General features: G+C 60.0%; 18 protein-coding genes. 11 read left to right on the top strand and 7 right to left on the bottom strand.

The genetic code is table 11. From position 1 onward, the window contains the following. Positions 1–534: 534 nt before the first annotated feature. Entirely contained in the window at positions 535–3,465 is a 2,931-nt protein-coding gene (ppc, locus tag A4R35_RS11325; protein ID WP_112429412.1) for a phosphoenolpyruvate carboxylase, read from the top strand. Between the two features lie 148 nt (positions 3,466–3,613). Here ppc and A4R35_RS11330 read toward each other — a convergent pair whose 3' ends face one another. Then, positions 3,614–4,576, bottom strand: a complete 963-nt coding sequence (locus A4R35_RS11330) for a TIGR03560 family F420-dependent LLM class oxidoreductase (RefSeq protein WP_112429414.1) — start codon at positions 4,574–4,576, stop codon at positions 3,614–3,616. Positions 4,577–4,921: 345 nt separating this feature from the next. Between A4R35_RS11330 and A4R35_RS11335 the strand changes: the two genes are divergently transcribed. Continuing rightward, positions 4,922–5,428 (top strand): DUF1648 domain-containing protein, encoded by a 507-nt coding sequence (locus A4R35_RS11335; protein WP_112429416.1) that lies wholly within the window; start codon positions 4,922–4,924, stop codon positions 5,426–5,428. A gap of 141 nt (positions 5,429–5,569) precedes the next feature. Here the strand turns inward: A4R35_RS11335 and A4R35_RS11340 are convergent, their stop codons facing one another. Further along, positions 5,570–5,920 (bottom strand): SdpI family protein, encoded by a 351-nt coding sequence (locus A4R35_RS11340; protein ID WP_112429418.1) that lies wholly within the window; start codon positions 5,918–5,920, stop codon positions 5,570–5,572. A gap of 1,259 nt (positions 5,921–7,179) precedes the next feature. On the opposite strand from A4R35_RS11340, the gene argG reads away from it, so the two are divergent. The 3 genes from argG to A4R35_RS11365 are packed head-to-tail and all read left to right on the top strand — an operon-like array spanning position 7,180 to position 11,245. Then, the gene (gene argG, locus A4R35_RS11355; protein WP_112429425.1) at positions 7,180–8,475 is read left to right on the top strand and encodes an argininosuccinate synthase; all 1,296 of its coding nucleotides are present in this window, start codon (positions 7,180–7,182) and stop codon (positions 8,473–8,475) included. Positions 8,476–8,478: 3 nt separating this feature from the next. After that, positions 8,479–9,936: an argininosuccinate lyase gene (gene argH / locus A4R35_RS11360; protein ID WP_112429427.1), complete on the top strand. Its 1,458-nt coding sequence runs from the start codon at positions 8,479–8,481 to the stop codon at positions 9,934–9,936. Position 9,937: 1 nt separating this feature from the next. After that, complete coding sequence (locus A4R35_RS11365; protein ID WP_399358717.1) at positions 9,938–11,245, top strand: argininosuccinate synthase; 1,308 nt, start codon at positions 9,938–9,940, stop codon at positions 11,243–11,245. A gap of 138 nt (positions 11,246–11,383) precedes the next feature. Here the strand turns inward: A4R35_RS11365 and A4R35_RS11370 are convergent, their stop codons facing one another. Together A4R35_RS11370 and A4R35_RS11375 are read right to left on the bottom strand one after the other, a co-directional pair. After that, positions 11,384–12,289: an LLM class flavin-dependent oxidoreductase gene (locus A4R35_RS11370; RefSeq protein WP_112429429.1), complete on the bottom strand. Its 906-nt coding sequence runs from the start codon at positions 12,287–12,289 to the stop codon at positions 11,384–11,386. Positions 12,290–12,403: 114 nt separating this feature from the next. Further along, complete coding sequence (locus A4R35_RS11375; RefSeq protein ID WP_112429431.1) at positions 12,404–13,315, bottom strand: LLM class flavin-dependent oxidoreductase; 912 nt, start codon at positions 13,313–13,315, stop codon at positions 12,404–12,406. Between the two features lie 282 nt (positions 13,316–13,597). Between A4R35_RS11375 and A4R35_RS11380 the strand changes: the two genes are divergently transcribed. Beyond that, the gene (locus A4R35_RS11380; protein ID WP_112429433.1) at positions 13,598–14,176 is read left to right on the top strand and encodes a nitroreductase family protein; all 579 of its coding nucleotides are present in this window, start codon (positions 13,598–13,600) and stop codon (positions 14,174–14,176) included. 301 nt (positions 14,177–14,477) lie between these two features. On the opposite strand, the gene A4R35_RS11385 is transcribed toward A4R35_RS11380, so the two are convergent. Together A4R35_RS11385 and A4R35_RS11390 are read right to left on the bottom strand one after the other, a co-directional pair. After that, positions 14,478–15,251 (bottom strand): anti-sigma factor, encoded by a 774-nt coding sequence (locus A4R35_RS11385; protein WP_112429435.1) that lies wholly within the window; start codon positions 15,249–15,251, stop codon positions 14,478–14,480. 237 nt (positions 15,252–15,488) lie between these two features. Next, a complete protein-coding gene (locus tag A4R35_RS11390) occupies positions 15,489–16,193 on the bottom strand; it encodes a hypothetical protein (RefSeq protein ID WP_112429437.1) in 705 nt (234 codons plus the stop codon). Positions 16,194–17,269: 1,076 nt separating this feature from the next. On the opposite strand from A4R35_RS11390, the gene A4R35_RS11400 reads away from it, so the two are divergent. Continuing rightward, positions 17,270–17,989, top strand: a complete 720-nt coding sequence (locus tag A4R35_RS11400) for a universal stress protein (RefSeq protein WP_112429441.1) — start codon at positions 17,270–17,272, stop codon at positions 17,987–17,989. A gap of 182 nt (positions 17,990–18,171) precedes the next feature. Here the strand turns inward: A4R35_RS11400 and A4R35_RS11405 are convergent, their stop codons facing one another. Next, a complete protein-coding gene (locus A4R35_RS11405) occupies positions 18,172–20,331 on the bottom strand; it encodes a thioredoxin domain-containing protein (RefSeq protein WP_112434143.1) in 2,160 nt (719 codons plus the stop codon). A gap of 346 nt (positions 20,332–20,677) precedes the next feature. Between A4R35_RS11405 and A4R35_RS11410 the strand changes: the two genes are divergently transcribed. From A4R35_RS11410 to A4R35_RS11425, 4 genes are all read left to right on the top strand, one after another. Beyond that, positions 20,678–21,508: a TetR/AcrR family transcriptional regulator gene (locus A4R35_RS11410; protein WP_112429443.1), complete on the top strand. Its 831-nt coding sequence runs from the start codon at positions 20,678–20,680 to the stop codon at positions 21,506–21,508. Beyond that, positions 21,444–22,358 (top strand): ABC transporter ATP-binding protein, encoded by a 915-nt coding sequence (locus tag A4R35_RS11415; RefSeq protein WP_112429445.1) that lies wholly within the window; start codon positions 21,444–21,446, stop codon positions 22,356–22,358. Before A4R35_RS11410 ends, A4R35_RS11415 begins: the two co-directional genes overlap by 65 nt. Positions 22,359–22,404: 46 nt before the next feature. Continuing rightward, a complete protein-coding gene (locus A4R35_RS11420; protein ID WP_112429447.1) occupies positions 22,405–24,051 on the top strand; it encodes an ABC transporter permease subunit in 1,647 nt (548 codons plus the stop codon). A 316-nt stretch (positions 24,052–24,367) separates the two neighbouring features. Next, positions 24,368–25,033, top strand: a complete 666-nt coding sequence (locus A4R35_RS11425) for a DNA-3-methyladenine glycosylase family protein (RefSeq protein WP_112429449.1) — start codon at positions 24,368–24,370, stop codon at positions 25,031–25,033. The last annotated feature ends 19 nt before the right edge of the window (positions 25,034–25,052 follow it).

A 25,052-nucleotide genomic window follows, 5' to 3' on the forward strand; every position in this document is an offset into this window, starting at 1 on the left:
GTCCGGCCCCTGCCCCCCAGGGAAGCGCGGCTCTTCCTCGACCTGCAGCAGGAACTTGCCCCTGGCTGCAGGTCGTTTTTGGGAAGGAATGTGCCCACTGGTCAAAGCGGCCAGGCCAGGCCAGGCCAGGCCAGGCCAGGCCAGGTCAGTTCCAGTTCAAAGTCCCCTTGCCATTCGGCGAGTCTTACGATGCAGGGAGAAGCACGACTATTCGAACGGCAATGTGCTACAATTGCTAATGACGGCACAATGATGAGCCTCCCACAAGGACCGTTGACCGCACCGCTGACGAGGGCTCCAGCAACGCTGATCGCTCGATTGATCACCTATGTTTCCGCACTTTCCAACCTGGAATGGATTAGGGATCTCCGTCTGGCTGACAGCTCTGCCAGTGTCATCGCCTCAGGAGGCGCACAGCAGCAGGTTGGTTGGGCTGCCTGGTGTTGGGAAGGAAGAGCCAGCCGGGAGAGAATCAGTTGCTACTCTGGCAGAGCAGGACTTTGCATCTGAGCGCTTGGAAAAGGATGCATCTCTATGTCTGAGCAAGAACGCCGTCAGGAGAAAGATGCCCCCTTGCGTCGCGATATTCGCATGCTTGGCGATGCGCTGGGACGTGCCATTCAGCAGCACGGGGGGAGTGAGGTGTTCGAGACGGTGGAACACCTCCGCCGTAGCTGCAAGCGTCTGCGCGATTATGCCGAGCAGCTCGCGCAGGCCGAGGGAGTGGAAGCAGAACAATTGCAGCGTGAGATTGAGGCATTGGATGCCGACATTATGCGAGTCGTGGAGAGCTGCGATCTGCGCATGGCCATCGATGTGATCCGCGCCTTCACGATCTACTTTCACCTGGTCAATACGGCAGAACAGTACCACCGCATTCGCCGCCGCCGCGAACACGAGAGCGGCCCGGAACCGACGCCACAGCGTGGCTCGCTGGCTGCCCTCATGCAGTTTTTCCAACAGCACGGAGTTGACCGCGAGACTCTGCAAACCCTCTTGCAGCGCCTCTCGATCGAGCTGGTCTTTACGGCCCACCCGACTGAGGCGACGCGCCGTACGCTGATCATCAAGTCGCGTCAGGTGGCTGATCTGCTGGATGCCTACGACCGCGAGTACGGCCACGTGCTCGGTCGACCTCAACGCCCCTGGTCACGCCAGCGTGAGCTGGAGAGTACTATTGCTTTGCTCTGGCGCACCGATGCTGTCCGCCACGTGCGCCCGCAGCCGGTGGATGAGGTGAAGATGGGCATCTATTACCTCGATGAGATTATCTACGAGGCACTTCCCGAACTCTACGAGGAGTTCGAGCAGTTGCTTGAACGGCAGTATCCCAACCTGGACCTGCGCGTTCCACCTTTCTTGCGGATCGGCTCCTGGATCGGCGGGGATCAGGATGGCAATCCAAATGTCGGACCGGAGACGTTGCTGCAGGCCCTGCGCCTGCAACGCGCTAGCTTATTGACACACTACCGTCGCTCGATCGAGGCACTGGCACGGGAGTATTCACAGTCGATTACCTACAGCACGGTGACTGAGGAGCTGCGCCGCTCGATCGAGGAGGATGCCGCTCGCCTGCCAGACTACGATCGCGAGCTGGGCGAACAGACACGCCTGGAGCCATATCGGCGCAAGCTATCGTTCATGTGGAAGCGCCTGGGAGCGACGTTGGCTGCGATGGCCCCAGCCCAGGAGGAGGAAACGACTGAGTCGGCCTCGGCCCTACAGCGCACGGTGGCCTATCGCGACGCGGAGGAGCTACTGGCTGATCTGCGCCTGGTCTATGAGAGCCTGCTGGCCGACGGTGAGCATGAGGTGGCCAATGGGGCCCTGGCTCGTCTGATTCGCCAGGTGGAGCTGTTTGGCTTTCATTTCGCCGCGCTTGATGTGCGCCAACATAGCGAGCGCCATGCTCAGGCGCTTTCAGAGCTGCTGCGCGTGACCGGCCTGGCAGAGACACTGACCGTTGGCTCCGATGGGGCACCCGCCAGAGACTATCTGGAGTTGAATGAGGAGGAACGGGTTCAGCTGCTGGAGCGCCTGCTCCGCGATCCGCGCGTCTTGCCGCGACGCGGCCTCCAGCTGAGCAGGGAAACAGCCACGGTTTTGGGAACGTTCGAGGCCATTCGCCAGGCACGCGAGGAGTTCGGTCCACGGGCGGTGACCTGCTATATCATTAGTATGGCCCGTACGCTCAGCGACTTGCTGGAGGTACAGTTTTTCTGCAAGGAGGCCGGCATCAGCGGCCTGCCGATCGTGCCGCTCTTCGAGACAATCGCCGATCTGCGCGGCTGCGCGACGATCATGGAAACAGCCTTCCGCTTCCCGCTCTACCGCCAGTGGGTGGCCAGTCATGGCAATGAGCAGCAGATTATGCTCGGTTACTCGGATAGCAGCAAGGACGGCGGAATGCTGACCTCGGGCTGGGAGCTCTATCAGGCACAGCAACGCCTGGCAGCACTGGGAGAGCGCTATGGGATCGGTATCATGATCTTCCACGGACGCGGCGGGGCCATCGGGCGCGGCGGCGGCCCTATCTACGAGGCCGTTCTGGGCCAGCCACCAGGCACCGTCAACGGGCGCATTCGCATTACCGAACAGGGAGAGATGCTCTCGTTTAAATACGGGCTTCACGAGATTGCCTTGCGCAATATGGAGCTGGTGGTCACTGGAGTCATTGAGTCGAGCCTCCCCCAGGACCAGCGCCGCGAGGAACCGCCACGCTGGGTCGAGATCATGGATCGGCTCTCGCTGAGCGCCTATCAGCGCTACCGCCGCCTGATCTACGAGGATCGCGAGTTTTTGAACTTCTTTGAGCAGGCAACGCCAATCCTCGAACTCGGCTGGCTCAATATCGGCTCTCGCCCGGCGCGCCGCACCAGCGGACGCAATATTGAGGAGCTGCGTGCCATCCCCTGGGTCTTCTCTTGGATGCAGAGCCGCTATGTGCTGCCAAGCTGGTACGGGATCGGCGGGGCTATCGAGGAGTTCGTCCAGGCCGAGCCGCAGGGCCTGCACGAGCTGCAGGAGATGTACCGCTCCTGGCCCTTCATGCGCGCTTTCCTCGATAATTTACAGATGACGCTCTCAAAAGCGGATATGCATATTGCTCGCCACTATGCGACGCTGGTGGCCGACGAGCAGCTGCGTCAGCGCATCTCTGCCGAAATTGAGGCAGAGTATGAGCGCACGTGCAGCTGGCTGCTGCGTATTGTGGGAGGCAAGGCCCTGCTGGATAACTCGCCGGTTCTGCAGCGCTCAATCCGTCTGCGCAATCCTTACGTGGACCCGCTGAGCTACTTCCAGGTGGTACTACTGCGCCGCCTGCGGGCCTTGGGCGGGCCGCTGGATCTGAGCAAGGCGGAGCAGCAGGAGGCTGGCGAACAGGAGCGCGAGCGGGCGCGTCTGACCTACGCTGTGCTGCTGACCATCAATGGCATTGCCGCTGGCCTGCGCAATACCGGCTAGTGGCAGCCCAGCCCGCTTTCTTTCTCTCAGCGGGTCCAGGCCTGTAAAGCGTAAAGCGCAGTAAAGGAAAGTGAAGGATGGGACCGGTGACGCCGGTCCCATCCTTTTTTGTTCTGTTCTGGCCGTCTGGGAGCCGGGCAGCTGCAAGCTAGACAAAAGGCAGGACTGTCTCGGCGAAGTCGCGCAGGCCCTCGATGTCATCAAGATAGAACCACTGCAGCATCAACTCTTGAATGCCGGCTTCGCCGTAGCGCCTGATCTGGGCAATAGCCATGTCGGGCGTGCCGACAATGGTGCGATTCTGGGCCTGCACTCGCTCCAGGATCTCCTGCGAGGAGAGGGAGGCGTAGCTGGGATCATAGTGACGCCACCAGTCAAGACGCTGATAGAGATCCTCGCGTGTGCGCCCGAAGAAGAGCGAGGTCATCATCGTGCGCTGAACACTGGAGGGCGGGCGTCCTGCCTCCTGCAGCAATTGATCAAGAAAGGCAGACAGTTCGCGAAACTGCTCAGGGGAGAGAAAGCCGGCATTCCAGATGTCGGCGTAGCGCGCCGCCAGCGGCAGTGTGCGTTTGCGTCCGCCGCCACCGATCATGATGGGCGGCCCACCAGGTCGCTGCGGACGGGGCAGAAGCTGCGCCTCGCGGAGCTGGTAGAAGCTGCCGTTGAAGGTGACTGGCTGCTCGGAGCGCAGCAGGAGATTGATCACCTCCAGGGCCTCAGCAAAGCGCGCCATGCGCGTACGCATATCGCCCAGGTTCAGCCCAAACATGGCATGTTCGCGTTCCTGCCAGCCGGCTCCAACACCGAAGATGAAGCGTCCCCCACTCAGGTCGTCGAGAGCTATCGCCTGGCGCGTTAGCATGACGGGATGATGAAAGGAGATCGGCGAGACGAGCGGGCCAAAATGGAGGCGCCGCGTATGGTCGGCAGCATAGGCCAGCGAGACAATGGTTTCCAGGGCCTCGCGGTCGGGCGGCACGGGGTCGGTGAAGTGATCGGAGCGGAAGAGGCCCGCATAGCCCAGACCTTCGATGGCCTCGACCAGGCGCTGCCAGCGGGACCAGGTCAGGCCCGTCTGTCCTTCGATCTGAATGGAAATAGCGACCATTGTGAAACGCTTCTCCCTCCTGACTGAGCTATCTCTCGGCAGAGTTGCCCACATCACCGATGAGAGCACCCCCCCCTGTCTGCTACCAGTATGACACACCGCTCCGCAGGGGCACAAGCGCCAACGCGACATCGTCAGTATCTCCGCTCGCTGGGGTTGACCTCGCTACCAGGCATATGGTATTTTTAGAATTGATGTGTGGATTACGACGAGTGAATAGAACAGCTGCCAGATCTGCTCTGAGCGATAACATCGAGCAATTTCGCAGGGGGGCGGTATACAGAGGAATGTAAAAAAACAGCATATTCTGCTGAGACTGAGCGTTTCAAAAAGTCGGAGCACTCTATGCACGAGAGAAAACGGCGCCCTGCAGTCCGTCCACCACTTTCTCCCCTCGAAATAGGGATAGAGATCGTTGCTCTGGCCAGTGTTGCCCTGAGCATTTACCTGACGGTGCAGGCCTGGGCTACATTGCCAGCGCGCATTCCTGGCCATTTCGGCCTCGCAGGTCAGCCTGATGCCTATTCTAACAGATCAGACCTTCTATTCTACCCTATTTTCTCAGTTATTGCCTATATTTTCATAACTCTCTTGTCATGCTTCACGAGGTTTTTCAATTATCCCTGGGCTATTACCGAAGAGAACGCAGCTCGGCAGTACCGCTTAGCGCGAGGGCTGATCAACTGGCTCAAACTCTTGTTGATCTGGATGCTGCTCTATGGCGAATGGCTTACGATAGAGGTGGCAACTCAACAAGCGACGGGTCCCGGCGCGCTGGTTTTCATCGGCCTGCTGCTCTGCATGCTGCTTTCAACGGCGGTGTATATCGTAGCAGCCAGACGCGCCCGCTAGATAGCCAACAACGGCACAAGAGTCAACTATTTCACGGCTAAAGCCTGGGTCCCCGGCACCGGAGAAAGAAGTCCAAACGCCGGGGAAGGATTGGAGGAGCGCACGGGGAAGCATTCCCCTCCTACCAAGGGAGGCGCTATCTTATCTAGCTATGCGCCTGGCATAGCTGGCTGCTTGGATGATAGGTATAGTCGAAAGGAAGAGCACAGGGATAACAATCCAGAGGAAAGCCAGAGTCGTATTGTCCCCAAAGGGAATAAAGAAAGCAACGATCCCAATAACTATCAGCAGACTGGACCAGAGGATCGTCCATCTCGCTCCGTAGCGGTTGATTTCGCGCCACTGCTCGGCTGAGGTAAAGGCCCGTCCGAAGCGGAAACCGTAGAAGGAGTTGCGCTGAGTGGTGCCACGCAACAATGGCAGGCTCAAAACAATCATAGAAGCGCCCGCCACGACATCGATGACGCTGGCTAAGAGATTCAGTGAATTCATGGGAAACAACCTCTTTATGTCGCTGCTGCAACTGACAACACTTTGTAATGGCTACTCATTCATTACACATACTAGAAAGCATAAAGCCTGCTTTCAGCAATGACAAGGGGAAAAGACGAAGGACTTTTCTTCGTATGCTCCAGCTGGCACAGCAGTCATGTGTCCACCAGGCAGAAACTTGCGCAATCCTGACCGTCCCTGTATAATACTCGTGGCAGGGTGTTTAGCTTCTGGGCATAGAGGCTGGCATCAAGAGCGAAAACAAGAGCAGGCAGGAGAAGCTTCGGCAAGAGGCAGCGGAGGATGACGACAGCGAAGCGCCTCGCTGGAAGGTGAGTGGGCCGTCTGGTCAAGGGCCGTGCAGAGAGAGCCGCAAGCCCCGATCTGGATGAGTATCACTCGCTCCAGGATGGTCTCCTCGAAAGCCGGCGCGAGTCCGCAGCTTGGCATGAGCTACCTCCCTCTCCGCGCTGTCCCCTGCGAAATTGCTCGGTGCTATCGCTCAGAGCCGATCTGGTAACGGCTCGCATCACTTGCCACAACCCTGACCCCAATGCTGAAGAAAGGTATGCCTGCAGGGCAGGCTATTGCTCGCAGGCTTCTCTCTTTTTCGTCAGCAGGAAGGTACCACGGCACCGCCCCTGGCAGATGAGATGCGCCAGGCAGCCGGGCAAGAATCCGAGAGAGGCCATCATTCCACCAGGGCAGGTGCCTACGCCGCACAAGCGACAATCGAATACGAGCTTGCTGATAGCTGTCCCGCGTTGAGCGAACGTAGTACAGAGGAAGCGGCCAACAGCGATCCGATGTTCGGTGAGAGTTCGGAAGGACACGCCCTCTGGAACGCCTTCGTGAGCGGCTGGCCGAAGAAAGTTCGTGATGCGCCTGAAGTCAGAAGCATCCTAATCTGGGACAGAGAGGGAAGTGGAAGGGAGCACATCACGGGCAAGTAGGATCAGGTGGGTGGTTCCCACGCAGCGCAATAACCGTAAAGAGCGGTCACCGTGCATGCTCCTCACAGCGGTGTGAGCGGCATCCGACAGGAGAGAGCTGGTCTCCTCCTCTCTCTGGCGCTAGGCAGCGGCTGGTGACAATAAGGGTGGCACCACGGGTGTAGGTGCAAGCGAGTCCTCAATCTCATCTCGCCTTTGCCTACTCTCGTCCCTTCAGGTTTCCAGGACAGGAAGGGGCGAGGGTTTTTTGATGCCTGCTCGCTCCTTCTCGACACGTTTTCCTTGACCTTGAAGGAGTGTTGCACGATGACAACCAGCAATCAGGAACAACAGACCGACAAGCAGAGTGCCCTCGCAGTTGCCTTGCAGAAGATCGAGGCGGTAGAGGTTCCCCAGGGGAAGAGCATCGCCCTCGCTTACTCTGGCGGCCTTGATTCGTCGCTCTGCGTCAAGCTCTCCCAGCTCAAGTACAAGGCGCGGGAGCTATACGCCATCAATGTTGATGTCGGTCAGGGACAGGATGAGATCGAGATGGCGGTAGAGCGCGCGGTCCAGTTGGGTATTCAGCCGATTACGATCGACGCCAGAAAGGAATTCACCGAGCAGTGGCTGACAAAAGCCATTCAGGCCAACTCGGACTATAACGGCTATCCCGTCTCGACCTCGATGACGCGCCAGTTGATCGCCGCCAGGGTGGCTCAGAAAGCCCTGGAGCTGGGTTGCGATGCCTTGATGGAGGGTTCCAGCGGCAAAGGTAACGACCAGTATCGCATGCATAATGTCTTTAGCCTCTTCGCTCCCGGCCTGGCGATCTTTGTGCCAGTGCGCGATTTCGACCTGACGCGCAGCGAAGAGGGGCTGCTGATGGAGCACTACGGCGTTCCGATCGAGGAGATCATTGTCGGCGGTGATGACAAGACAATGTGGTGTCGCTCGATCGCCAGCGGCGGGATCGATCTGGATACGGAGCTGCCCGATTCGATCTGGATGTGGCTGACTCCTCCTCAGAAGGCCCCAGATAAACCGACAACGATCAAGCTGACCTGGCGCAATGGCCTGCCGGTCGCCCTGGACGGCCATGAGCTGCCGCTCGACGAGATGATTGAGCAGTTGAATGTGATCGGTGGGGCCAATGGAATCGGCAAGATCGACCTCTTCGAGGATGGCATCATGGGCCTCAAGTCTCGCGAGATCTACGAGGCCCCCGCGGCGACCATCCTGCTGAAGGTCCACCGCGATCTAGAGCAGTTCTGTCTAACAAAGGAGGAGATCCAGCTGAAGCGTCCTCTTGACGCTTACTGGGCACGCCTGGTCTATCACGGCGAGTGGTTCCATCCTCTGAAGCAGGCCATCGACGCCTTTATCGCTGAAACGCAGAAGGTGGTGAACGGCGAGTACACGCTCCAGCTCTATAAAGGGAACATTGATATTGTGGCACGCAAAGCGGAGGGCGGTCTCTTCTTCCCCGATGTGCGCTCTATCAAGAGCGCCAGCTTCAATCAGAAGGAGTGCGCCGCTGTGGCCCACATCCGCGGTCTGCCTTATGAGCTGATCTCGCGCCGCAACAAGAATCTGGGGTTCAGTCCCGTAGGAGGGATCTGATTCATGCCGAAACTCTGGCAGAAAACCTATCGTGTGAATGAGCAGGTCGAGCGTTTCGAGGCGGCGCAGAATAGCGCTCTCGATAGCCGCCTGGTGCGCCACGATGTCTGGGGGTCGCTGGCGCATGCGGCCATGCTCACCAAGATTGGTGTGCTGACGGAGGATGAGCACAGGGTCTTGAAAGAGGCCCTGTGTGACATCCTCCATCTGGCCGAAATGGGACAGTTTACCATTACGCCCAGCGATGAAGATGTCCATACGCGCGTCGAGAACTATCTGGCTGAGGTGGCCGGGGCCGCGGGCAAGAAGATTCACATGGCGCGCTCGCGCAATGATCAGGTGCTGGTTGATCTGCGCCTCTATGCCAAGGAGCAGCTGCATGGAATCACCAATTCCCTGCTGACGCTGGTGGAAACGCTCTGGCGCTTCGCCGGCGCCCATACCGATGTACCGATGCCCGGCTATACCCATATGCAGCGGGCCATGCTCTCATCGGTGGCCCTGTGGGCTGGCGCTTTCGCCGAGTCCCTACTCGACGATGAGCAGTTGCTGAGCGCCGCTTACAGTTTGAACGACCAGTCACCGCTTGGCTCCGCCGCCGGCTATGGTGTACCGATTGCCATCGATCGCCAGTATACCGCTGAGCTGTTGGGCTTCGCCCGTGTGCAGAATAATGTGGTGTATGTGCAGAATAGTCGCGGCAAGGTAGAGGCAGCTATCGTGCAGGCCCTGGTCCAGATAATGCTGGACCTGAGTAAGCTGGCTCAGGATATCTTGCTGTTCACAACGGCGGAATATAATTTCTTCCATGTCCCCCAGGAACTATGCACGGGCAGCAGCATTATGCCCCAGAAGCGCAATCTGGGCGTGATGGAGCTGGTGCGCGCCCGTACACAGACGGTGCTGGCCCTTCAGCAGCAGATTCTGGGCATTGTCACTGGCCTGCCCTCGGGCTACAATATGGACTATCAGGAGACCAAGCGCCCCTTTATGGAAGCGCTAGATGTGGTGCGTGAGTGCCTGGACATCTCTACGCTGGTGGTGGGGTCGTTGGAGGTGAATGTCGACCGCCTGGTCGCCGCCTGTACCTTCGAACTCTTCGCTACCGATCGCGCCTACGAGCTGACGCGCACCGCCAACCTGCCGTTTCGCGATGCCTATCGGATTGTGGGAGCTGAGGTAACAGCTCAGCTCGATCGTCATGAGCCTCTGCCCACAGAGAGCCGCGAGCAGCTGGTCGAGCGCCTCAAGAAGCGCAATCACCTGGGCGGAGCCGGTAATCTCGGTCTGGAACAAGTGGCCCAGCGGCTGGCCACCGCACGGGCGGCCTGGCAGGAACGCACTGCCACTTTTGAAAGAGCGATCCGGCGCCTGATAGACCCAGGACAGAATGATCAGGGCGGCCAGAACAGCCCCACGTCGGCGCCGGATGGGCTTCAGTCTGAGCATGGGAGGGCTTAAGCTGATGGCTACTGCGGTTCTCGCCTATTCCGGCGGTCTCGATACCTCTGTGGCAATCCGCTGGATTAAGGAGAAATACGATCTGGATGTGATCGCGCTGACGATCGACGTCGGCAACGATCGCGATCTGCAAAGTATTGCCCGCCGCGCGGAACAGATTGGGGCCGTGAAGGCGATTGTAGTGGACGCGCGGGCCGACTTTGTGCGCTATTTTGTCTGGCCCGCTCTGCAGGCCGGCGCAATTTATGAGGGCCAGTATCCGCTGGCAACTGCTCTGGCCCGTCCTTTAATTGCTCGCCTGCTGGTAGAGGTAGCCCGCGCCGAGGGCGCAGTCGCCGTGGCTCATGGCTGTACTGGCAAGGGCAACGACCAGGTACGCTTCGATGTCTCGATCGCGACGTTAGCCCCCGATCTGAAGATTATCGCCCCGGTGCGTGAGTGGAGCATGACGCGCGACAGCGAGATCGCCTACGCCGCCGAGCACAATATTCCCATCCCGGTGACGAACGCCAGCCCCTACTCCATCGATCAGAATCTCTGGGGGCGTAGCATCGAGTGCGGGGCCCTGGAAGATCCCTGGGAGGAGCCGCCAGAGGATGTCTATGCCTGGACCACCAGCCCCTGGCTCTTCGGGCGTCCGGGCGGTCCGCCCATTCCCGAGCCAACCTATATCGAGTTGACCTTTGAGCGTGGCATCCCGGTGGCCCTCAACGGCGAGGAGGTCGATGGGGTGACCTTGATCGAGACGCTCAACCCTTTGGCCGGCAAGTACGGGATCGGGCGCATCGATCATGTCGAGAATCGTCTGGTGGGCATTAAGTCGCGCGAGATCTACGAGGCGCCCGCCGCGGTGGTCCTGCACGCGGCGCATAAGGCTCTGGAGAGCCTGACACTTAGCCGCGACCAGCTGCGCTTCAAGGAGTTGGTTTCTGCCGAATATGCGCGCCTGATCTACAACGGGCAATGGTACAGCGCCCTGCATCAGGACCTGGCGGCCTACGTGCAGAGCACGCAGCGCTTTGTGAGCGGCAAGGTACGCGTGAAGTTGGCGCCGGGCCAGTTTGCCGTGGTCGGACGCCAGTCCGAGCATTCGCTCTATAGCCACAGCCTGGCGACCTACGATACGGGCGATCAGTTCGATCATAACGCCGCTGTGGGCTTTATTAAGCTGTGGGGTCTCCCACTGCAGACACAGGCCCAGGCCCAGCTTCTCCCTTCGCTCGGAGTCGAGGGGAACCTGCTGAAAGGAGTGGAGGGCAACCTGCTGGAGAAAGGGCCTGCTCCTTCTTCCTCAGAAGGACAGGGCTGAGTTCACGCAGAGAGCCAGCCGGCACGGCCAGCAATGCCCTTTAGCTATTGCTGGCCGCCTGCCCTGGTTCTTTCTTGACTAGCGCTGACTGCTGGCCCCCTGCCCCGGCTGCCACCACCTTTCCGCGAGACGAGTACGCTAGGGAGTAGTGAGGGCCTCCCGCACACCAGGGATGACCTCGGCGGCGAAGCGCTGGACCTGACGCAGACGGTCCTCCAGCGGCCAGTAGATAAAGGTATCCAGTCCCACTTCGCGCACCAGGCGCGTCAGCTCCGCAATCCAATCCTGGACGCCGCCGCGAAAGGTGCCGCGCTCCCAGCCAGGGCCGCTATCGGTGATCTGGCCGATGATATTGTAGATACGCCGAATAGCTCGCGGCGAGCGTCCTGCCCGCTGGGCAGCCTCGTCGATCTGACGCTGCATGGCAGGCAGTTGCTCAGGGGCGGCATAGGTGCTACTGGGAATCCAGCCATCGGCCAGACGCCCGGTCAGGCGCAGCATGCGTGGACGATAAGCGCCAAGCCAGATGCCGATCGCATGGGCCGGACGTGGACCAGGGCGCGTTCCCAGGGCGCTGTAGTAGCGTCCCTGAAAGTGAAGGCTGCGCTCGCCGCTCCAGAAGCGGCGTATGAGTTGCACTGCTTCCTCCAGGGCCGCGACTGCTTCGCCGGCGTTGCGCCGTGGTCCCCCCATAGCGACGATGCCGTCGGCGAAAGCGCCAGCTCCCAGTCCCAGCTCAAGACGACCGCCGCTGAGGACGTCAAGGGTGGCCACCGCTTTGGCCAGCATCAGCGGGGGACGCAGCGGCAGATTGGCGACGTTGGGGAAGAAGCGTACACGCTGCGTGGCCTGCGCCAGGGTAGCAATGAGTGTCCAGGTATCGAGGAAGCCTGCGTTGTAGGGGTGATCCTGAATGCCTATAAGGTCAAAACCAGCCTCCTCCACAGCGCGCGTGAGTTCCAGGGGCCAGCGCGGATCATCCGCCGTAGGATCAACATTTGCCCCGAAGAGGATAGGGGGACGCTCACTCTTGGGCGTTTCCATAAACCTCGCTCCTCACACACTCATTCATTCATCTGCTTGTTTGCTCGTTCGCCGATTGCTCAACCAACGAGCACCATCAGAGTCCTATCACAGGGCCGTTGTCGGCGGAGGCGCTCAGGCGGCCCCGGTACCTGGGCGGAAGCGGGGTAATACCTGACGCGCGAGCAGTTCGACGGTTTGCAGATCCTCGAGCTCCCAGCTTCCTAACATAAAGGAGGTGATGCCCAGATCGATGTAGGCCTGGATCTGCTCCGCAATTTGATCCGGAGTACCCAGCAGCCCCCGGCCCTGCAGTCTGGCCGCCTCTTGCGGAGAGGGGACACAGATGCAACGTCCGAACCAGCTCCGCTCAATCTGGCTGGGGTCGCGCCCGAGTTGCTGACAGGTACGCTCGAAGGTGGCTAGCCGCTCCTGGTAGGCTTCGGGCCTGACCCAGGCAGCATTCCAGCCATCAGCATAACGGGCTACGATCTGGAGCAGACGCGGGCCAAGACCACCGACGATGATGGGAGGTACTGGCTCCGGTTTTGGCTCACAATAGGCGCTGTGGACGCGATAATAGCGCCCCTCAAAGGTCGCTTGCTCCTGGCTCCAGAGCGCTCTGACAATCTGCAGAGTCTCTTCGAGTTGCTCGATGCGGGTCCGCGGCTCGGGGAAAGGATAGTTGTAGGCGCGATACTCTTCCTCATGCCAGCCGGCGCCGATACCCAGCAGGAAACGCCCCCCACTGAGATACTGCAAGGTAGCACCCATCTTGGCCAGCAGAGCCGGATTGCGAAAGGATTGGCAGAGGACCATGTGACCAATGCGATACTGGGGGTAAAGTGCGGCAATATAGGTCAGCGCTGTCCAACCCTCCAGCACAGGCGAATGTCCAAACTGCAGATGATCGGTGAACCACAGGGAGTCGATCTGTTCGCCCACCAGCGCAATCTGCTCTCGCGTGATTTCCAGAAAACGGCTCGGCTCCATGCCGCGCGTCGGTCCGGCATTGAGCACCCAGCCAAAGTGTACTGCTGTCATCATAGCTCGCTTTCGCCTTTGCCTTTACCGTTTGCCTCCATTGTATCCCTCGGGCAGAACCATGACAAGGCAGCTCTGGCGACAGCTATAGCGTATCTGTACCTCCCAGACCGACTATCAGACAGGCAGAGAAGCATACGGACAGGCAGAGAAGCAATCAGAGAAAGAGAGCCGCCACAGCCCGTGAAGCCGTCTGAGAGCGAAAGTCCTCCTTGAGTAACAGGGCCGCATGGGGTATAGTATACGGAACATCATCATGGCACTTCATAAGGGTGAACATCGACAATGCTGGTGTTTGAAACGATCCGCCGACGGCGCAGCATCAGCAAGATGAGTGAGCGCCGTCCGACACGGGCCCAGATTGAGCGCATGCTGGAGGCGGCCACACACGCCCCCAATCACCATAGAGTCGAACCCTGGAAATTCATCATCTTTAGCGGCGCCGCCCGTCAGGAGTTGGGCGAGGCAATGGCTCAGGCCCTGGCCCTACGTCTGGGCCAGGGCAAGGATGAAAAGACCCGAGCCTTGATCGAGAAGGAGCGTCAGAAGCCCTTGCGTGCCCCAGTGGTCATCGTGGTAGCTGCCGAGGCTCCCCAGCGTCCCGAGGTACGTGCCATTGAAAATATCGAGGCGGTGGCCGCCGCCGTTCAGAACATGCTGCTGACCGCCGAGGAGCAGGGCCTGGCCACGATGTGGCGCACTGGCGAAGCGGCCTATGATCCACAGGTCAAAGCCTGGCTCGGCCTGGCTCCCGAAGATGAGATTGTGGCCTTTCTCTATGTCGGCTACCCGGCTCTTTCGCCACCCGCGCGGATTCCAACCGATTATCGGAACAAGACACACTGGCTGGGTGAACTGGAGTAGGAGCGTGATTCAGCCCCGACGGGAGGACCAGCAGCAAAGAGAGCATCCCGGAATCACTGCGCTTTCTAAAATAAAAGCCATAAACAGGATATTGTTCCTTTTATCCTAAAAGCATATATTGCATACTCGACGGCGCCGGTTGGAAGCGGGAGAGAGGCCGCCGACCTGATGCTGGCTCGGCCTCACCCAGGGCCAGTGGTCCCTCACGCTTACCAGGCGATCCGGTGGCCCTTAGTCTGTCCCAGGTCCGGCGCCCTTGCTTTGCGTTCGTCAACCCTCGCCGGCCCAGCGAGCCTTAGCTTCAGCTCATTCCGTAGCCATCGATTTGTAATTCCTCAATCACCAGGTCTCGCTCGCATAGGCGCAAGAGCAGCATATAGCGTCCCGGAGAGACGGCGGGAAAGGTCAGCTTTCCCCGACGGTCGATCTCGGCTGACAGCCGAGGCAGATCTGCGTCGGCCACGGATCGCCTGGCTTGCTTCCCTGGCGGCGTCTTTAGCGGCTGCAGCTCTGCTTGCCGACCGGCGAAAGCTGACACATCCAGCGCAGAATTGGCGCAGCTGAGCAGACCGTACAGCACGTAACGCCCTGGAGTGGAAGACAAGATATGCAGTGCCAGCTCAAACTCTTCACCGTAGTAGTACCGCGGCCATGTTGCCGATGGGCATCTATCACACAACACCAGCCGAGCCTGACGCCTGGCGCGAGGCGCTGCCAGGCGGGGGCAAGAAGGCGCCGACGTCGCGGGTACCAGCGGATCAGCCATGAAGCGCCTGGTAATAGCCACTTCTTCGGCACAGAGCGGGCACTCTTGCACGTGAACCGCAATCTGACGCCGGTCCTCCACGCTGAGGAGGCCAGCGCAGTAGAAGCTGAGGCGCAGGCCATCAGGGCATTGACTACGATAGAGTTGCGCAAGTAAGTGACGATAGAGCGCCTGAAACTGCATAAGGCGCCGTTGGCAGATCATGCATGCGCGTAAGTGCCGCACCACTTCGGGGGCCAGGCCCTCGTCGTCGAAGGCCAGCATGGCCAGCTCCTCAGTTCCAGGGGCAAACTGATCTTTGCAATCCATCGTTTGTTTCCTTCACCTGGCAGCATGGCATGCAACGATGCCTAAACGCAGGCTGGTTCTTCCTCCTTCTGAGGATACTCCTTTCGCTAAATCAACGTTTCAGGTACGGCTTTTTGCACACGGCGTTCTTCAGCTTCTTTCCAGCTTCCTCCTCTCCTGCCGCAGCACTTTGCTCTCGGAGTAATAAACCCCATCCTGCTATACTCTGCCAGGTCAGGCCACTGCTCAGAAGGATTGCTAATGCACGCTGAGTCGCCAACGTAGCTGATCAGCATGGCGAATGAGACGTTCCACAATATTACGCCTTAAGCGGTAAACCTCCTGGACACTGCGGAATTCCTGTGAGCAGTAGCGGACAACCTCACGTGGCTTCAGGCCGCAATGGAAGAGCAGATAGGCGAGATACCGCTCTCGCCGTTGAGGCAGCAGACTCTTGAGTATCTCCCAAAGCTCGCCGCCATCATCTCTGTCCTCGCTCACTGGTGCTCCTTCGTAGCCCGGCACTGAGAGAGAAGCCTCGCGCGGTCGGGCGTACATACGCAAAGTGTCCATGATGGCGCCGTTGAGGCTGGCCCGTAGATAGCTCAGGGCCGCCGCCAGGGAAGTAAACTGAAGGTCGTGCTTGAAAGCCGTCGCCTGCCAGAACCGCTCAAAAGCCTGGGCAATATAGTTCTCTTCGCTATCCAGACGCATGGCAATCTCTCGCTTAGGATGTCGGCGCATCCAACAGCGGACAAGATCGGAGAACTGGTCTTGAAGCAGCGCCCAGGCCTGTTGATCACCTTCCAGAATGGCGCGCTGGAAGATCTCCAGTCCATAGCACTCTTCCTCGTGCCTTTGCTCGGCTGCTCTCTCGTTCATCGCTTCGGCTCCCCCGGCGTCAACCTCGGTCGGCAGGGCCAGCTCCAGGACACTTGAGAATTGTTCAGTCTGCATGCCCATCGCTCTCAACCTGCTTTCTTCCTTCAATGCCTTCGCTTACACGGAGATAGTCTTGTTCGTCCGCTTGGTGGCAGGACCCTAAGACATCCATATTCAGGTAGACGCTATTGTCAGGCTGATCTCCAATTTTTCATTCGTATGAGTCCAGATTATGCGTTTATAACGACAGATCTCCCGCCGCCCACCTGGCTCGGCAGGCGCCAAGAATAGCATTGGAACGATGCGCTGGGCGACCGGGCTTCCCCCTGGACCCAGTCCGTCGACATTGCTCATGGCGGAGACCACTCCTCGACAGGATTCAGCTGCCTGAAGGGCCTGAACTCTGCTATAGAAGCGGCTGGAAGCTCTTGTGGCTCCTTTAAAAAACAGCTATACTATCGTATAGAGAGTGTACGGTCCCTTCTCAGGACAGGCTATGTCGCAGCTAACCAGCTCAGTGTGAACTACTCCACACATTCAACGGCGGGGTGAGAGCAGAGACATGCGAGTAGCGCCGACGAGGAAGGAACCGCCGCAGGCGCTGCCTTCTCAGTCGACTGGCTGGCTGCCACTTTCCACGCAGGCCAGGTACGGCGCGCAAGGACATGGCTGAGCAATGAGCGATCAGGCAACAATGGCGTTCAATAAGCGTTGATCTCTTCTATAGTAGTCTCCTGCCACACAAGCAGCTAGCGACCAAAGCGTCGAACCCGGTCAGGAAGCTGGTCGCCGGGAGGAGTCAGGAAGGAAGCAAGGAAAAGAAGAGGGACTACCGGCTAAGGTGATGGGGAAGCGAGCGCCGCGCGAAGGAGAGAGGATGAGGGTAGGTGCTATCACACCAGGCAGGCAGGCAGCAGAACAGCCAGCAGGCGAAGCAGTCAGTAACGAGCTGACGAACCAGCCGCGGTGTCGGGCGCTCTCCGCCCCATGTCCCCGATCGGATAGAGAATTTCTCTGGTGAGATACGCAGTACACAGTACCACAGTATTAGCCCAGCCTAACGCTGGATGTCCGGGCCACTGATCCCCGCTGCGTGAGAAACCGAACCCAGAAGATGGGGTGGCCATCTTCGGGTGACCTTCGGGAGTACAGTAGCCATGAACAGGCATATCTTGCTTGGTATCGATCCCGCGATCTCTCCGGCCACCAGGCAGGCGATCACGAAAGTCAGAGAGCTGGTTGAGCAGGCTCCCGCCTTGCACGTGATTCTCCTGACGGTCATTCCTATCCCCTATACCGCTTCTCCCTCTTTTGGCATGTATGTTGGCCAGATTCAGCCCCTGCCGATCACCACCGAACAACGCCGCGAAGCCGAGGAGGTGCTCAAGCGCGCCCGACTGGAATTCCAAAAATATACCATCTCCTCTGAACGTATCGAGATGATGATTCGCGTCGGTGAGCCGGCGGGAGAGATCGTCAGGGCTGCGCGTGAGCTGGGCGTCGACCTGATCGTCGTCGGAAGCCGCGGCGAGGGTTTTCGTCACAAGCTGCGACGCTTGCTCGTCGGTAGCATCTCCCGCCGTGTCTTAGCGCTTGCCCCCTGCCCGGTGATGATCGTGATGGCTCCGCGGATCGCCCAGCCAGGCGACCTGGTCGCCTGGTATCGCAAGGCCCTGACCGCTTACCTGGAGGAGCAGACCGGCGCTCTGGCTGTTTTCACTCCCCAGGAGGTCGCCACTATGTTTCTGCCGGCCAGCAAGAAGAAGGCCGGCAGAAAGGAGGTTGCCGCGGCTACGCTCGCACTTGAACATCTCGTCAATAGTGGCAGGCTCTGCCGTCACGAGGTGGAAGGCCAACTGCGCTATGTCAATGACTAAGCCTGGCAGCCCATTATCTGCCTCTTTTAGTTCAGGTACTGGCCTCGACCTATGCCGGGCCTGCTCAGCTTCCTGCAACTCTACTATGTGCATCAGCATGCGCTCCGGGCACTGTGAATCAGCAGAGAGGGAGCCGGTCCACAGTGCCCCGTCTTTCCTCACTCAGCCTTGGCAGGAGGACGTTAGCGGTCCAACTGGTCGAGCTGGGCATGTAAAGCCTCTGGTGTCGTCACCGGCTCCTGACAGGCAAAATGTTGGCAGACGTAGGCTGTCGCCCGTCCATTCTGCTGGGGCCGCTCCGCCAGGAGCGGGATGCGGGCGGCGGCACGCTCCTGCGCGCTGCCGGGTGCCACACAGGCGAGGACAGTGTTGGGTCGATAGCGACGGTTGACCACTGCCAGCAGAGCGGCTGTTTCTCCAGCCTGCGGGTCGCCAATGATGGCGATCTCACGCTCGGGCGAGAGGGCAAAGTCAAGCGCTCCCAGCACATGCCCGAAGGCATGCGGATGCTGGGTCATGATATCCGCCAGGGCTTGCAGATAGCTCTCGGCCAGCTGGCGATAGCGCTCCTCTCCGGTGAAAGCGGCAAGGCGCAGCAGGACCTCGGCGGCGACGCTGTTGCCCGCCGGTGTAGCGTTATCCATAATCTCCTTGGGACGGCTGATCAGCGCCTCCTGGTCGCTGCCGGTGTCGAAGAAGCCACCATTCTCGCTATCAGCAAAGAGGCGCATGGCTTCCTCCATCAGGCCGCGCGCTTCACTGAACCAGCGCAGCTCGAAGCTGGCTTCGTAGAGGGCCAGCAGGCCATCTGCCAGAAAGGCATAGTCCTCCAGATAGCCAGCCAGGTGGGCCCGTCCATCCTTCCAGGTACGCTGCAGGCGCCCATCCTTGCGCAGCGCCGTCAGCAGAAAGTCAGCATTGCGCTCGGCTACGTGCCGGTAATCGCTACGCCCGAGATAGCGCGCCGCCTCGGCGAAGCTGCGCAGCATCAGCCCATTCCAGGCCGTCAGGACCTTCTCATCGCGTCCCGGCTTGACGCGCTGCTCGCGTGCTGCCAAGAGGAGCGCGCGGCCCTTCTCCAGAGCCTGCTCCAGACGCTCGCGACTGACCCCGAGACGCTCAGCCACCCGCTGGGGATCAGGCTCGGGCACGTGGAGAATATTCTTGCCTTCAAAGTTGCCGCGCGGGGTCACGCCATACCAGGCCATGAACAGCTCCCCATCCTCGCCAGGCAGCAGGCGAGCAATCTCCTCGGCCTGCCAGAGATAGAACTTGCCTTCTTCCCCTTCGCTGTCCGCGTCCTGGGTTGAGTAGAAGCCCCCTTCTGGCGCCGTCATCTCGCGCACGACGTAGTCAAGGGTCTCTTCGGCAATGCGTCGGTAGAAGGGGTTGCCCGTGACCAGGTAGGCATGCAGGTAGAGGCGGCTGAGCAGGGCGTTGTCGTAGAGCATCTTTTCGAAATGGGGAACCAGCCAGCGGGCGTCAACCGAGTAGCGATGGAAGCCGCCGCCAAGCTGGTCGTAGATGCCACCACAGGCCATGCGCTGCAGGGTCTGCTCAACGATCTCCAGCTCCGAGCGCTCCCCTTCCTTCACCGCTGGCAGCTCGCCGGCGGCGCGATGCAGGTGGACACGCAGCAGGAACTCCAGCGCCATGCTGTTGGGAAACTTGGGAGCGCCGCCGAAGCCGCCGTTGACAGGATCAAATTCGGCGGCCAGTTCGCTCGCAGCATTGGCCAGAAGTTCAAGCTGCGGCAAGACCTGCCCTTGACTGCGACGCAAGAGGGGCGCGCTGCTCCGCTCACGCAGGTATTCAGCCAGGCGCTCGGCCTGCTCCTCAACTTCCTGGCGTCGATTCTGATAGGCGTCGACGATGGTCAGCAACACTCGCGGGAACCCGGCCATCACTTGCCCGCCATAGCGCCGGTCCTCGGGCGGGAAGTAGGTCCCTCCAAAGAAGGGCCTGCCATCGGGCGTTAGAAAGACGTTGAGAGGCCAGCCTCCCTGGCCGGTCAGCGCCTGGACGGCCTGCATGTAAATGGCGTCGAGATCGGGCCGCTCCTCACGGTCAACTTTGATAGGCACAAAGTGACGGTTGATGAGGGCCGCTATCTCTTCGTTTTCGAAGGATTCGCGCTCCATGACATGGCACCAGTGACAGGCAGAGTAGCCAATGCTGAGCAAAATGGGCTTGTCTTCTTGCCTGGCTTTGCTGAGGGCTTCCTCCCCCCAGGGATACCAGTCCACCGGGTTGTGTGCGTGCTGCAGCAGGTAGGGACTGGTCTCGTGAATGAGACGATTGGTATGCTGAGCGCCTTGCGGCGCGCCGCTTGCTTCTGTCATGCTGCCTCCCGAGCAAATGCTCGCTTTGCTTTTCAAGCACAGTCTCTTTTCTCCTTTAGATGTTCATTGTACGACATCAGGGGATGGAAAGGAGTCCCTTTCGCCTCTTCGCCTGCACACCCCGGCCTGTCAGTCGCCTGACCAGGCTCAGCCCCCTCTTGCCCTCCAGAGACGGGCAGCAAGCAGCTGCCAGCACAACAGACCATCGCCGCACGCTTCAGTAATGGATCGTTCGGTTTTATGAATCTCCCCTTGACTTTCTTGCCAACGCGGACTATACTCTTATCAGAATTTTGTGACCATTTTTATTCATACAGTCATTTAGTCAAGAAAGGAGGGCGATGGAGTGACAGATCAGCTCCAGAGGAAGCGTGGCCGGGCCCGCACGTCTCCGGAAAAGCGCCGGGCGCGCGCTGAGCGCATCCTCGATGCTGCTGTAAAGCTCATCGAGCGTTGGGGCTACGATAAGACGACCATCGACGACATCGCTCGCGAGGCCGGCGTCGCCAAGGGGACCATCTACCTCCACTGGAAGACGCGCGAGGACCTCTTTATGGCTGTGATCATGCGCGAGGCGCTGGCCGTCATCGAATCGCTGCAGAAGTACATCGTTGAGAATGCTGATAGCTTTGCCTTCCACACGTTTTTTCCCTATGCCTTTCTGCTCTACCAGCAGCGTCCGCTGGTGAAGGCACTGCTCACCAACGATGCCAGTCTGCTTGGCTCAGTGGCCCAGCATGACTATCTGCAGAGTAATTCAATAGCTCGCCGCAAAGTGCTCTTCGCCCACGCCATCCTGGAGCAGATGCAAGCGGAGGGCCTGTTGCGCTCGGACCTGAGTCTCAGGCGCCTCGAATACATGCTGGCAGCCATCTTTATAGGCTATATGACGCTTGATCCGCTCTGGCCGGAAGAAGAGCGCCTTCCTCTTGAGCAACAGGCCCAGGATCTGGGCGAGGCCATTCGGTTGTCTTTAGAAAGCCAGCAGCTACCGCCACCAGAGAGGCGTCGCCGTTTGGCTCACCTAGCAAATGAGCATATTGCGAGCTTCGTGGCAGCCATTCGCGCCTATCTGGAACAGTATATTCCAGGCATTTCAGGAGGGAGCACTCATGACAGCTCTGATTCAAGTCAGCGGCCTGACGAAGTATTACGGTCGCAGTCGCGGCATTCTTGACCTAAGCTTTGAGATCGAGGAGGGTGAAATCTTCGGTTTTCTCGGCCCCAACGGCGCCGGCAAAACCACCACCATCCGCACGCTGATGGGCTTCCTGCGTCCCTCGGCGGGCCGTGCCACCATCGCCGGCCTGGACTGCTGGTCGCAGGCGCCCGCCGTCAAGCGGCTCGTGGGCTACCTGCCCTCGGAGTTCGCCTTTGATCCGGGGCTGACAGGGGCCCAGATCCTGACCTACCTTGGCCACCTGCGCGGCGGCGTTGACCGCTCCTACGTGCAGCAGCTCTGCGAGCGACTGGATTTCGATCCTGGCAAGCGCTTCCGCGAGTATTCGCGCGGCAACCGTCAGAAACTGGGCCTGATCCAGGCCTTCATGCATCGTCCACGATTGCTTATCCTGGACGAGCCGAGCAGTGGCCTCGATCCCCTCAACCAGCAGGAGTTTTACCGCATGCTGCGGGAAGTGCAGAGCGAGGGACACACGGTCTTCCTCTCCTCGCACATCCTGCCCGAGGTTGAGCAGACCTGCAGCCGCGTTGGCATCATCCGCGATGGGCGCCTCGTCGAGGTGAACGAGGTGAGCCGGCTCAAGCACATGCGACAGCAGACAGTCGTCATTAGCTTTCCTGGGCCTGCCTCACCGGAGTGGTTCCAGGGGCTGCCAGGAGTGGCCGCCGTCCGCCTCAATCGCGACGGTCGCGAGCTGCACCTTGACGTCCAGGGCGAGCTGCAGGCAGTTATCAAGGCAGCTGCCGCCCACGATGCGCTCAGCCTCTCAACCCAGGAGCCAAGCCTCGAAGAGATCTTCCTGCGCTTCTATCAGGTCGACCAGCCGGTTGCCGCTGGCCGCTAAGCACTGCTGGCCGCTGTGCGGCGGCCAGTGACGGGAGGGAACAGCTATGCTGCGTACGATCTGGCTGAAAACGTTGCGCGAGTACTGGATCGCAGTCCTCTGCTGGGGCCTCGGCCTGGGATTGCTGATCTACGCCATGTACGCCACCGCTCAGGATGCTCTCAGCGCTGGTGTCACGCAGATTTATCAGTCCTTTAGCTTCTATGGCGATCAGGTGGCGCTCAACACTATTCCTGGCTACGTCACCTTCCGCGTCTTCGGCACGACCTTGCCAGCCTTTCTGGCCATCTGGGCCATCCTGGCCGGCGCCCGCCTAGTGCGCGGGGACGAGGAGCGCGGCACGCTCGATGTCCTGCTCTCTCAGCCCCTGGCTCGGATACGCCTCTTGCTGGAAAAGCTGCTTGCGCTTATACTGGCCATCCTCGTGATGATGCTGATCATTAGCCTCTTTATTCTGCTTGGCCAGCTCAGCGCCAAGCAAGCAGCTGACTACCCGCGCGCCTTGCTGACGGCTCTCAACGTCGGCCTGTTTGAACTGATCTTTGCCTCCATCGCCCTGCTGATCTCACAGTTCGTGCGCTGGCGCGGTGCCGCCGCCGGCTGGACGGCGGCCATCCTGGTGATCATGTTCCTGTTCGATAGCGTCGGGCGAGTCCAACACGACTTCGACTGGCTGCGGCACTTATCGATCTTCTACTACTATAATGTTAATAAGCCTCTAATACCCTCAGTGGCCGCCAACTGGGGAGCCGTGATGCTGCTTGTCCTGCTGGCAGTGGTTTTGATCGTCGCCGGTGCTTTGCTCTTTGCCCGACGCGATCTGGGCGGCGTGGCGTTGCAGCTCGCCCTCAATGGGCAACGGCAGCCGGCGACGGTCGAGCGCGCTCGGGCGCTGGCGCGCGCCGCTGGCGATCCCTTCTTGCGCTCGCTGGGTCTGCGCACCCTGCGCGCGCAGTTCACCGCCCTCTTTTGGTGGACGGTGATCACGCTCTTCTTCGTCGAATTTTTGACCGCTCTCATTCCCAGCCTGCTGGACATCTTCAGGAAGGCAGTTGAGGGCAATGCGGTGATGAGCCAGCTCTTTAGCGGCTACAACGTCGCTACTAACCAGGGCTTTCTGGGAGCGACCGTCTTCGCCTTTGTCCCTGTGGCCCTGACCATCTTCGCCTTAACGCTGGCCCACAGCTGGAGCCGCGATCTGGATAACCAGCGCCTGGAGATCATCCTGAGCATGCCGCAGTCGCGCCTCCGCTTGCTCGCAGAGCATGCTTCGGCTGTCATCCTGGCTTCGCTGATTCCTCCGCTGTTGATCTGGCTCAGTCTCCTGCTGACGGCCAGCATCATTAATCTGCGCATCGATGTCGGCGACACGGCTGCCGCCTGCTTCAGTATGCTGCCGCTGGAGTGGCTGACGGCTGCCCTGGTCTACCTCCTGGCGACGCGCCTCTCCTCGGGCCTGACCACGGGCCTCGTCAGCGTCTTCCTGGCCCTCTCCTTCCTGATGGAGTTCCTGCAGCCGATGCTGAAGCTGCCCGAGTGGCTGATCAATCTCTCGATTTTCCATCTCTACGGTAGCCCAATCACCGAGGGCATGCGTTGGGGTCCCACCTTGACGGTCCTCGGCCTGACCCTGGTCGTAGGGCTGGCGGCCCTCCTTCACTTCCGGCAAAGCAGCCTCGTGGCCAGGGCCTGAGTGAGACGGCAGGCTCCCCAATATCGGTGGAGGAGAAGCAGAGTTCTCCTCCACCGCTCGTCCCCGGACCGAAGCGCGCGCCTCTACTCCTGATGCCGCCCTCCTCTCTCGCCCTACACCAGACGGGAGGCGCCAGCGGCAGAAAGCCGGCATGTGCTACAATATCTGCGGAGAGCCGAGCTGAGACGCCTCGATGCGCTCTCCATCCGGCGCTTCGCCTCTATCGGCTGTGCCGTTCGCCTCAGCGGTCAGCCCTTCGGTAGGCCTTAAGCAAGCGATCGAAATCAGAGCGTTGAGCGAGCAGAAAGACGGACGAATGACTATCCAGCAAACTTGGACTGACGTTGTCGCCGCCGCTACCCTGGCGCTGAAAGCTGGTGATCCTGTCCTGGCCAGGGCGATTGAGCGCGTGGGGCCATGCACCCTGGTACCGGACCCCAACCTTTTCGAGGCGCTGATCGATGCCATCATTTCACAGCAGATTTCTATCCAGGCCGCCGACGCGATCATGGCACGTTTGCGTGCTCTGCTTCCTCCCGGCCCCCTTCAGGCCCAACCTCTTGTGGCCCTCGATGAGCGGCAGCTGCAGGCCGCAGGTCTCTCTTCGCAGAAGATCAGCTACATACGCGATCTCTGTGCACGTGTCCTGAGCGGTGAGCTTGATCTGCAGCAGCTGCCAGCGCTTGACGATGAGGCTGTTATCCGTGCGCTGACCGCTGTCAGGGGCATCGGACGCTGGACAGCAGAAATGATCTTGATCTTTTCCTTGGGTCGCCTCGATGTCTGGCCCGTTGACGATCTGGGCCTGGCCGAGGGTCTCCGCCTCCTCTACGCGCTGGAACGGCGCCCAACGCGCAAGGAATTGCTGGCCTTCGGCGAGCGCTGGCGGCCCTATCGCACCGTCGCAACCTGGTATATTTGGCGCACACGGCGCCTGTCAATGCAAAGCAACCGCGCCAAAACACGCATTGTATCGCTCTAGTACCATCCGCTTACTTTCA

Source organism: Thermogemmatispora tikiterensis (assembly GCF_003268475.1).
Classification (GTDB): domain Bacteria; phylum Chloroflexota; class Ktedonobacteria; order Ktedonobacterales; family Ktedonobacteraceae; genus Thermogemmatispora; species Thermogemmatispora tikiterensis.